Raw genomic sequence first — 10,208 nt, 5'->3', positions numbered from 1 at the left:
TCGCGCGGTCATGCCCAGTCGATGATTTCGACCGGCAAGCTTAACGTCAATCTGGATGCACGTACCGTCGATGTTGACGGCAAACCGCTGCATCTGACCGGTAAGGAATATGGCATCCTTGAACTGCTGTCGCTGCGCAAAGGCACGACACTGACCAAGGAAATGTTCCTCAACCACCTTTATGGCGGTATGGACGAGCCGGAACTCAAGATTATTGACGTCTTTGTCTGCAAACTGCGCAAGAAAATCCAGTCTGCGACCAAGGGCGACAACTACATCCATACGGTTTGGGGCCGGGGCTATGTCCTGCGCGATCCCGATACCAACAGCGCTGCGGCCTGATATCCCGGATTACGGTCTCAGGCCTGCCTGACGCCGCTCCTACAGTGCCCGCTATACGAAAAACGCCCCGGACTGCACCGGGGCGTTTTTCGTTTCTGGTTATGGCAAATAGACCATCGGGTTGATCAGCCCGATTACCTGCGCCCGGTCAATAAGCTCAAAGATCGGGATCACCATCAAAAACACCAGCCCGTCACGCAATGTCCGCACCAGAAGCTGTGGACGCACTTCCAGCATGTCCGCATCCTGCCAGACAGCAAACCGTGGCCCGAAACGCGGCACGCGCGCTTTATATTCCGAAAACGACGCACCAAACATCTCGCCCAAGGCGCGCTCTTCACGCAGGATTACCGGTAGGAAAACGGCAAACGCCCCCACCCCGAATAGCGTAGCCACAAGCAGACTTCCGGTTTGCGCGCCGATGCCGGTCGCACCGATAAAGCTGAACATATAAAGCGGATTGCGGCTGATCGAATAGGGCCCGGTATCGGTCAACTGACGGGCTTTGCGCCCACCGATGTAAAGCGTGCACCAGGCACGTCCGAAAATGGCGATGAGGATCAGGACAATCCCGCCAATCTCGACACTTTCATGAGTAAACATCTCCACCCGGGCAAGCGATTGCATGAGCGGAAGCGCGCAAAGCACCAAAAGCGTAATGCAGGCAATAGCAAGCTTGCGCCGACGCTGGACGCGGCGCAGGTCATTGCGCTGGGCAGAAAAGGGGATTGATGCGTTTGAGGTCATTGGCCTTCCCGACATTCAGTTCAACAGAACAGTCGGCAAAGCACCAACTGTCAGCTACTTCTTGTCGTCCGGCTTACCAAAACGGGACCGATCAAAGGTCGTGGACGGGCGCGTGGTTCCGTTTGAACCGCTTGTATTGCTGCTGCCTGTCCCCGGCCGTTGGGTCGTGCCCCCCGCGCCAGCACCGGTTCCCGTTCCAGTGCCAAGCGGACGGCGATAGGTCGACCCGGCGGTTCCGGAAGAACCGGTCGTGCCTGTGGTACCCGGACGCGTGGTTGAACCTGTACCAGTCGAACCTGACGGTCTGCTGAACGCACTGCCCGTCGTACCCGTACCGGTCGTCGGACGGGTGGTTGAGGACGTTGTACCGCCCAGCGGACGCTGGGTTGATTGCGTACCAAAGCTCGACGTGCCCGGACGGGTTGTTGCCGTGCCAGTTGTTCCGGTTGTTCCAGCCGCCGGACGGGCCGCCGTGCCGGTCGTGGTACCCGCACCGGTTTGCATATGCTTTGGTTTCGGGAAGGCCAGTCCACCGGGCGCCGCAGCACCGGCGGCACCCCCGGCAGCAGCCCCTGCAGCAGCCCCTGCCTGCACCTTTTCAAGCGCAGTCAGATCAACATCCGGCGCGCCCGGACGGTTGAGCTGATAAATGCCACGCTGACGGGCAAGCGGTTTGAACTTGTCGGAAATGCCCAGAACCGTTTCGGCACCACCAAGGAACAGGAAGCCATCATCTGGCATCAGGGCCGAAATACGTGACAAAACGTCGCTTTTCGTCGGCTGATCGAAATAGATCAGCACGTTACGGCAATAGACGACGTCAAACTGCCCCAGCGGACGGAAATCTTCCAGAAGGTTGAATTCCTTGTATTGCACCTTGCCACGAATATCGGCCGAGATCTGCCACTGGTCTTCCTTCTTCTGGAAGTATTTGACCAGCAAGCCAATCGGAAGCCCCCTTTGGACTTCGAACTGGGAATAAAGCCCTGCGCGCGCCTTGGTCAGGATTTCGCGCGAGATATCGGTACCGACAATGTCGATGCGCCAGCCGGCAAGCTGTGACTTGAACTCGTCAAGGATCATGGCGAGCGAATAGGGTTCCTGCCCCGAAGAGGCCGCAGCACACCAGATGCGCAGGTGTTTCTTCGGCGCGCGCGCCTTGATCATGTGCGGCAGAACAACATGGCGGAACTGATCAAACGGTTTGGTATCGCGGAAGAAGAAGCTTTCATTGGTCGTCATCGCATCAACGACTTCTTCGACCAGATTACGGTCGCCACCGCGCAGCGCACCAATCAGCTCTGTCAGGTCCTTGAGACCCCGCTTGCGCGCAATCGGCATCAGCCGGCTTTCGAGCAGATAAGTCTTATCCTGGCTCAAAACGAGCCCGGACTTGGACTTGATCAATCTGCTTACGAACTCGAAGTCATCCGGCTTCATCATTGTGGGTTAACGACCCCCCGCGAATTTTTTGATATAGGCCGCAATACCGCCAACCGGCAGAACCGCGGAACAGATGCCAGCATGTGCTGCTGCACCTGGCATCCCCCATACAACGCTACTTTGCTCGTCCTGTGCGACGACCATGCCCCCCGCATTGACGACGTCGCGACCACCGAGCATACCATCCTGCCCCATTCCGGTAAGGATTGCAGTCAGAATGTTTCCTCCGTAACTCGCCACCAGACTACGCAACATCGGATCAACCGACGGACGACAGAAATTCTCGGGCGGGTTCTGGTTCAACATCAGATGCCGACTGCCACCACGCCCTTCTACGGTCATGTGGTAATCGCCGGGCGCAAGGTAAACCTGTCCGCCCACAATTGGCATATTGTTTTGCCCTTCCTGGCACTTCAGACCGGTCAGACGCGTAATGTGCTCGGCCAGAATGGTCGTAAAGGTCGCAGGCATATGCTGGGTAATAAAGATCGGCTGGCGCACGCCATTCAGGCCACGCAGAACCTCAAACAGGGCCTGCGGTCCGCCGGTCGAGCTGCCAATGGCAATGGCTTCGACATTAATACGTTTCTCGGGCAGAAGCGTCACACCACCGCGCGTCGACGGGCGCTTTGCCGGGGCCGGCGCGCTGCCTGAACGGGCCTGCTGGGCACGTGCGCTTTTCTGCGGTGCCGGTGCGGTCGGGCGCTTCGGTGCCGGTGCGGTTCTGGCCGCCGGTGCAGCCTGGGCCGGACGTGACGGCATTTTTGGCACTGCCTTGGCCTGTCCGCCTGCGGCAATGGCGGCATCGCGAATAAGCCGGCCCGGATCACGCGAAGGGGTCGTCGCACGCGATGCTGCTGCAGTCGGTGCGGCTGCGGCTTTGGTGGCCGAGGCTGCTGCGTCCGGAGATGCTGGTGCTGCGGGCTGTGCGGTTGGTGCAGGCTGCTGCGGATGCGGCGTCTGACGCATCTGGACTGGCTGATGGCGCGGTTGCTGCATCGGACGCGGGCGCAGTTCTGCGGTAAATCTTTTGCGCTGGATGCGGCCTTGTTTCTGAAGCTGCTGATGTTCGACCGACATTTCCGCCCGGAAAGTCGATGCCTTGCCATCATCCGCATCACCACCCTCGGGTTTCGGGGTGGCGTCATCCGCCTCGGGTGCGGCGGGAGCGGTTTCTGGCTCGGCTTCTGCAGCTGCTGCGGCAGCAGCCTGTTCGACCTCAAGCATCTTGCGACGCTGTTCGGCCCAGGCCTTGACCTTATCCAAAAGCTCTTCGCGGAAACCTTCGCCGACATTGAGATCCTTTGACGAGCTTGGCTTGGGAATGTAATCCACCGCGCCCAGCGTCATCGCCTGGAAACTGATATCGGCATTTCGTTTGGTAAGGGTGGACGCCATGATCACGCGAACGGTCGGATCAATCTCCAACAGTTTCGGCAAAGCCGTAAGGCCATCCATGACCGGCATTTCGATATCCAGAACGACGACTTCGATGCCGCCGCCTTCCATCACAGCCAATGCTTCTTCGCCATTATTGACCGACCCGACGACGTCAATTTCCGCGTCTTCGGCCATCATACGTGTCACAAGCCCGCGCACGATGGCGGAATCATCCACGATCAGGACTTTGTATGGCGAATGGGTAGGCGTTTCTTCCACGTAGTAGCGTCCCCGCTTGATGATGGAGATCAATTGTTAAAGGCGTGCAGGCATCGTCGCGCAAGCAGGCCTAAATCAGGCCGACCTGCTCGAACTTGGCCTGGATGATCTCGCTATCGAACGGCTTCATGATGTATTCGTTCGCGCCAGCGGTAATCGCTTCCTGGATGTGTTCAAGGTCATTTTCAGTTGTACAGAACACAACAACAGGATCATCGCCACCAGGCGTTGCGCGCAGTTCACGCAGGAACTCAATCCCGCTCTTGACCGGCATGTTCCAGTCAAGCAGAACCGCATCGGGCATGGACTCAAGGCACTTGTCGATCGCCTCCTGTCCGTCCACTGCCTCAACAACCGCAAACCCGATTTCCTCAAGGATGCGGCGTGCTACCATTCGGATGACTTTCGAATCATCGACGACGAGACAACTCTTCATCGACTTCCTTCTCGCTTACTTAGGTCGTTAAGCCACAATGGCAGGAACCGGGCACATTGCGTGCCCGGCATGGGAATTCAGCCTAACCAGCCTGCTTCACGGAAGACGTGAAATCAAGCAGGCGGGTCACATCAAGAATTACCAGAAGCTTCTTGTCGAGACGGAAGATACCGTCCGAAAATTCGCGCCAGCGCGGATCAAGCGTCGCCGGGTTCTGTTCGAACGCCTTTTTCGGAACGCTCAGAACTTCCCCGACCTGATCAACCATCAGGCTGTAAAGCTCGCCGCCTTCGTCGACAACGATGCTCATGCCCGGTTCATTGTCTTCCTTGTCACGCAGGCCAAGACGCTTGCGAACATCAATCGCGGTCACGATACGACCACGCAGGTTCAGCGACCCGGCCACTTCTGGCGGAGACAACGGAATACGCGTGATGCGTTGCGGACCCAAGACATCCTGAACCGTCAGGACCGGAATACCGAAAAGCTGTTTGCCAATATTCGCGGTCACGAAATCCTGGCTGTCACCACCAAGGTCAAGGGCGCCACCTTTTTCCTGGCTCGGGACGAGTGCGTTTTTATCGCTCATAGGACTTTTCTCCCGCTTACATGCTGCTCAGTGTCTGGATCAGGGTCGAGACAAGTGCATCGCGATCAAATTTGGCCACGTAGTCGCTGAAACCGACCTGACGACCACGCTCGAAATCTTCTTCGCTGGTGTGCGAAGACAGGGCAATGATCGGAACTTCCCCCCAGGCTGCATCATCCTGCAGCGCTTCGGCAAATTCAAAACCGTTCATGCCCGGCATTTCGATATCACTGATGATCGCATCAAACAGAACGCCACGGTTTTTAAGGTCCATGGCCTGTTCTGCGTTTTCAACCGCAGTGACGTTGAAGCCCGCAACAGACAGCATCGGGGTCAGCAGGTTACGGAAGAACGGGCTGTCATCGATCAACAGAACTCGTTTCTTCTCGCCACCATTGTCCTCGGTGCCGAACCAGTCACTGAATGCCAGTTCAAGATAGTAACCGGCATCAATAAGGTCGGTCGCCTTGCCGTCAATCACGGCCGAGCCAACCAGACCATCCTGATCCGCTGTCAGTTCAACATTAAGCACGTCATCCACGATATCGACGATCTCGTCGACGACCAGCCCCATGGTGCGTTCACGATCCTGGAACACAAGGGTCGGCTGACGTCCTTCTGCCTTCATCTGGTAGCTACCATCGATAAAGACAAGAGGCATCAGCTTGCCGCGGTACTGGACCAGCGGACGGCCGTTCGAATGTTCGATATTCTCGACATCAATTTCTTCAAGGCGGGCAACAAGTGCCAGCGGAACCGCGCGCACTTCGCTGCCACCGGCCCGGAAGACCAGCATGGAAGTGGTTTCGCGATCAGATGCATCCGCCTTGGCTTTGCCTTCCACGCCCTGCGAACCACCAACGGTGATTTCGCCGGTGCGGGTCGCAATGCCGTTCGGATCAAGGATCATGATCACGCTACCATCGCCAAGGATGGTGTTACCCGAGAACAGCGACAGATCGCGCAGGATCGGGGCCACCGGTTTAACAACGATTTCCTCGGTGTCGAAGACGCGGTCAACGATGATACCGAACGAATAGGTACCAACCTGGGCAACGACGATGAATGCTTCTTCATCGACGGATTCCTCGGTTGCTTCGCTGCTATCAAGGCCAAGAATTTTCTTGAGCGTGACCAGCGGCAGCAGACGGTTACGCAGGCGCAGGACCGGCGTATCGTGAATGCGTTCGATGGAATGCTCGGAATTGTTCGACGCGCGAACCAGTTCCAGAACGCTGATCTGCGGAATGGCAAAGCGTTCGCCGCCACTTTCAACGATCAGGGCCGAAACGATAGCCAGCGTCAGCGGGATCTTGATGATAAAGGTCGAACCACGGCCTTCGACCGATTTCAGTTCAACCGTACCACCGATCTTTTCGATGTTGGTGCGCACAACGTCCATACCGACACCACGACCGGAGACCGAGGTCACTTTTTCCGCGGTCGAGAAACCGGCTTTGAAAATGAACTGCTGGATCTGCTGGTCGCCCATGCCTTCCAGCTCGCTCTCGGTCGCAAGACCATTGGCAATTGCCTTGGCCTTGATGCGCTCAAGGTTCAGACCACGACCGTCATCGGAAATCTCGATGATGATGTGACCACCTTCGTGATACGCATTAAGCGTTACCGTACCGGTTTCAGGCTTGCCTGCGTCACGACGGCCCGGAATATCTTCCAGACCATGGTCGGCAGAGTTACGCACCATGTGGGTCAGCGGATCCTTGATCAGCTCAAGAACCTGACGATCCAGTTCGGTGTCGGCACCGATCATCTGCAGATCGATCTTCTTGTTCATCTCAAGCGCGAGGTCGCGAACAATACGCGGCAGCTTCGCCCAAGCGTTGCCGATCGGCTGCATACGGGTCTTCATCACACCTTCCTGAAGGTCGGTGGTGATGTGCGACAGGCGCTGCAGCGGCACGGTGAATTCACTGTCATCCTTGCCGCGAACCATCTGCAGGAGCTGGTTACGGGTCAGGACAAGCTCGGAAACCAGCGTCATCAGGTTTTCAAGCAGCTCGACATTCACACGAATGGTCTGGGCTGCGACCGAGCTTTCCTTGGTTTCGCCACGCGGTGCTTCAGCCTTTGCCTTTTCGGCAGGCTTCGGAGCCGGTGCGACTTCCTGGGATTTTGCAGCAGCAGGCGGCGCTGCCGGTTTTGCCGGGGCTTCCGGCTCCGGCTCGGCGGCGGCTGCCGGCTCATCAGGTACTTCGAAGTCCGGATCGTATTCTGCGGCGTCAAAGGCTGCCTGCAGTTTTTCGTCATCCGTCATTTCGACTTCTTCGGCGGGTTCTTCTGCGGCCGGGGCTGCTTCCGCAGCCGGCGCACCACCCGGAATTTCGCCGGTATCTGCAAAGTGGTTCAGACGGCCGATCAGTTCGGCGTCATTGCCGTCCGGCTCGGCTTCGTTCTGCTCAAGCTCGCCCAGCAGGTACTTAATCGTGTCAATCGACTCAAGAACCAGCGTCACCGCGTCTGCAGTAACAACCAGTTCGCCGTCACGAATTTTACCCAGTACGTTCTCGCCAGCGTGGGCAACAGCCTCAAGGCGCGGCAGGCCAAGGAAGCCGCACGTCCCTTTAATGGTGTGAACCAAGCGGAAAATGTTGGACAAGATGTCCGGATCATTCGGGTTCTGTTCCAGCTTCACAAGCTCAACGTCAAGCGTCGAGAGACTTTCCGAAGTCTCGGTCAGAAATTCACTTAAAAGATCGTCCATATACCCCCTCCAAATCTCCAACAATCAATCACTTGTCGGAACTGGAACTCCCATTAAGGCGCCAATTGGCACAAACATACTATACTTCGGTATCTAGGTAGAAGCTATTGCGCCCCATTACCAGACCTGTCAGTTAAATTTTTATCCGTAGATCAATGCAATATTTCCGTCCTGTTGCAAGACCGAAAGCGTTCCGCCGCCAAGATTGGCCAGTTTCCGCAAGAAAAACGCCTGCACATTGCGCGGATCGAGTGCATCAGCAGAAACGTCCTTTTCCAGCACATTCATGATTTCCGGGCGCAAGGCAGCGCGTTTGCCTTCTCCCAGCACCGTTACTTTGCCGGAGTCGCGTGTCACGGAAAGCGTTCCGCCAAACGGCAATGCTTCTCGGGCCAGCATAACCATGTTTAGTACGATTCGTCCGTGCGATGGATCAATCGGAAGATCCGGCCACTCAAGCGTCACCTTGCCCTCGGCCGCATAGGTCTGTTTTGCTGCCTCTCGCATGGCGGTGGTATCGGCACTGCTGCCGGCCCGCCCGAAGGCCAATCTGAAAAGTTGCAGGCGGCGCGCGGCCTCAAGACCGCTTTTGCGCATCAGCTCCAGCGCCTCGTCATCGCCAACCCCGTCTTCGCCCATAAGCTCCGCCCCGGCATTGACCGCCCCGACCGGGCCGACAAGATCATGACAGATCCGCGAACTGATCAATTCGATCAGGGTCAGTTCAAGGGTGGCATCCTCTACCATAGCGCCGGCTCTCCAAGGTCTTTGCGTATCGGTGTGGCACCCTGTCCCCAAAACACGATGCCCATTGCAAACGGGCGTTTTAACTAGACGGCCCGCTCGCAGAAGCCACAAGATTGCCCCCGATATATTAAGAGCTTATTTAGCACGCTCGAAAATCAGGCCTTTCAGACCCGGCAAATTTTACCCCTTGGTGATCGCGGACCGTTTTTGCCCCGCCGACATGACAGCCGCAAATTGCGCATACCCCGCAAACGGCCTATATTGAACCAAGCTACACAGGATACAGAGTACCCAATGGATTTCTTGCTGACGCCGGGCGCCATTGTGCGCCATCCCGACCAACCGGACTGGGGACTAGGCCGTATTCAGGCGGTCGACGGGGATCGAATCGCTGTCAATTTCGAAGAAGCCGGTCGCCAGATCATCCGTCCGCGCTATGTCGTGCTTGAAATTGTCGAAGCGGCCGCTGGCTACGAATAGGCGATCCAATCACACAAGGTCAGGAAGACCGACACTTGGCATACAGATTGCTCAGTTCGTTTTGTTAATGAATTCACCATACAAGATGGACTCTATCAGACGTTGGATAGATGAACCTGACACGAGCACAACAGTCTTAAGAAGGTCTCGAAACCCATGATCGCAGCCAACAAACCACCGCGTGACAGCTTTAAACAGCGCCACCATGCCGCGGCGTTCACCGTGCTGGAACAATTTGCCCAAGGTCTTGTGCATTTCGCCCGCAACCATGGCGGTTCCGTCACCGAAGAACAGATCCTCAAGGCCGTTGATGGCCTGCGCGACAAGGAAGAACTGTTTGATAGTGCCTGGGCGGTTCTGGAAGCCGATCTGGAATCGATCAAGGCCCGCGAACATGCCGCTGTCCGCCATGATCCGTTTGGCCGCCTGCTGGTGTCGCGCTTTGATCATCTGCTGGAAGGCAATGAAGCTGGCGATACCGAACATGGCGCCCTTTCGCGCACCATCCTGCAGCCCTTCTTCAAGGTCATTCGCATGATGGTCGGCATGGACATGCTTCAGGAAATCGACCGCGAAATTCACGAAATCATCGAAGCCCACGCTGATGAGGACGACGAACTGCGCAACCCGGCTGAATACTGGGATCATCTGGCCAAGGCCCCGGAAGTGCGTTCGCGCATCAATCTGGTTTTTGCCCGTATGGCGCTTCATTTCAGCAACTATGAACACCGCAAGAAATGGCTGATCCAGCTGGTCAATGACAACATGGCCCAAGGCGAAGAACGTTGGGAATTCACCGAAACCCACTGCATCCGCCTGCTTGATGCGCTGTTTTCTGATGTGCGCAAAACGCTCGCCGTGCCCGAACATTCCGCCGAACTGGTTGCGAAAATGGGCAGTGAAGATGTCGCGACCATTCGCGAAGTCGTCAAATGCATTGATGCGGATGTCGCGCGCCTCTCGGCCTGACCCAAGACCTGCATGACAAAAATCAAAGCCGCCTTACGGAACACCGGGGCGGCTTTGATCGTTTTCACCTGACG

At 56.9% G+C, this 10,208-nt stretch carries 9 protein-coding genes and 1 pseudogene; 3 read left to right on the top strand and 7 right to left on the bottom strand.

Features of this window, described 5'->3' with window-relative positions; genetic code table 11:
- A partial coding sequence (locus CMO10_RS10790; RefSeq protein WP_297021785.1) for a winged helix-turn-helix domain-containing protein occupies nt 1–342 on the top strand: 342 nt, incomplete at its 5' end.
- Nucleotides 343–441: 99 nt separating this feature from the next.
- Here the strand turns inward: CMO10_RS10790 and CMO10_RS10785 are convergent.
- From CMO10_RS10785 to CMO10_RS10755, 7 genes and pseudogenes are all read right to left on the bottom strand, one after another.
- Complete coding sequence (locus CMO10_RS10785) at nt 442–1,089, bottom strand: methyltransferase family protein (RefSeq protein WP_297021783.1); 648 nt, start codon at nt 1,087–1,089, stop codon at nt 442–444.
- 630 nt (nt 1,090–1,719) lie between these two features.
- Nucleotides 1,720–2,529: pseudogene (locus CMO10_RS19825) on the bottom strand (CheR family methyltransferase); the annotation flags it as partial.
- A gap of 9 nt (nt 2,530–2,538) precedes the next feature.
- Complete coding sequence (locus CMO10_RS10775) at nt 2,539–4,191, bottom strand: chemotaxis protein CheB (RefSeq protein ID WP_297021780.1); 1,653 nt, start codon at nt 4,189–4,191, stop codon at nt 2,539–2,541.
- 70 nt (nt 4,192–4,261) lie between these two features.
- Complete coding sequence (locus tag CMO10_RS10770) at nt 4,262–4,627, bottom strand: response regulator (RefSeq protein ID WP_044827596.1); 366 nt, start codon at nt 4,625–4,627, stop codon at nt 4,262–4,264.
- Nucleotides 4,628–4,709: 82 nt separating this feature from the next.
- Nucleotides 4,710–5,216 (bottom strand): chemotaxis protein CheW, encoded by a 507-nt coding sequence (locus tag CMO10_RS10765; protein ID WP_044827595.1) that lies wholly within the window; start codon nt 5,214–5,216, stop codon nt 4,710–4,712.
- Nucleotides 5,217–5,232: 16 nt separating this feature from the next.
- On the bottom strand, nt 5,233–7,938 hold the full coding sequence (locus CMO10_RS10760; RefSeq protein WP_297021777.1) for a hybrid sensor histidine kinase/response regulator: 2,706 nt from the start codon (nt 7,936–7,938) through the stop codon (nt 5,233–5,235).
- 141 nt (nt 7,939–8,079) lie between these two features.
- Nucleotides 8,080–8,685: a histidine phosphotransferase family protein gene (locus CMO10_RS10755; protein WP_297021774.1), complete on the bottom strand. Its 606-nt coding sequence runs from the start codon at nt 8,683–8,685 to the stop codon at nt 8,080–8,082.
- A gap of 294 nt (nt 8,686–8,979) precedes the next feature.
- Between CMO10_RS10755 and CMO10_RS10750 the strand changes: the two genes are divergently transcribed.
- Together CMO10_RS10750 and CMO10_RS10745 are read left to right on the top strand one after the other, a co-directional pair.
- Complete coding sequence (locus CMO10_RS10750) at nt 8,980–9,165, top strand: DUF3553 domain-containing protein (protein WP_044827592.1); 186 nt, start codon at nt 8,980–8,982, stop codon at nt 9,163–9,165.
- 156 nt (nt 9,166–9,321) lie between these two features.
- Nucleotides 9,322–10,134, top strand: coding sequence for a hypothetical protein (locus CMO10_RS10745; protein ID WP_297021769.1), 813 nt, complete (start codon nt 9,322–9,324; stop codon nt 10,132–10,134).
- The last annotated feature ends 74 nt before the right edge of the window (nt 10,135–10,208 follow it).

The organism is Thalassospira sp. (assembly GCF_002709775.1).
GTDB lineage: Bacteria > Pseudomonadota > Alphaproteobacteria > Rhodospirillales > Thalassospiraceae > Thalassospira.
This window is presented reverse-complemented; position numbering and strand designations above follow the sequence as displayed.

Bases quoted from the DNA above. Each gene is read 5' to 3' on its own strand.
- CMO10_RS10785 (WP_297021783.1), bottom strand. From the start codon at position 1,089: ATGACCTCAAACGCATCAATCCCCTTTTCTGCCCAGCGCAATGACCTG.
- CMO10_RS10760 (WP_297021777.1), bottom strand. From the start codon at position 7,938: ATGGACGATCTTTTAAGTGAATTTCTGACCGAGACTTCGGAAAGTCTC.
- CMO10_RS10770 (WP_044827596.1), bottom strand. From the start codon at position 4,627: ATGAAGAGTTGTCTCGTCGTCGATGATTCGAAAGTCATCCGAATGGTA.
- CMO10_RS10750 (WP_044827592.1), top strand. From the start codon at position 8,980: ATGGATTTCTTGCTGACGCCGGGCGCCATTGTGCGCCATCCCGACCAA.
- CMO10_RS10745 (WP_297021769.1), top strand. From the start codon at position 9,322: ATGATCGCAGCCAACAAACCACCGCGTGACAGCTTTAAACAGCGCCAC.
- CMO10_RS10755 (WP_297021774.1), bottom strand. From the start codon at position 8,685: ATGGTAGAGGATGCCACCCTTGAACTGACCCTGATCGAATTGATCAGT.
- CMO10_RS10765 (WP_044827595.1), bottom strand. From the start codon at position 5,216: ATGAGCGATAAAAACGCACTCGTCCCGAGCCAGGAAAAAGGTGGCGCC.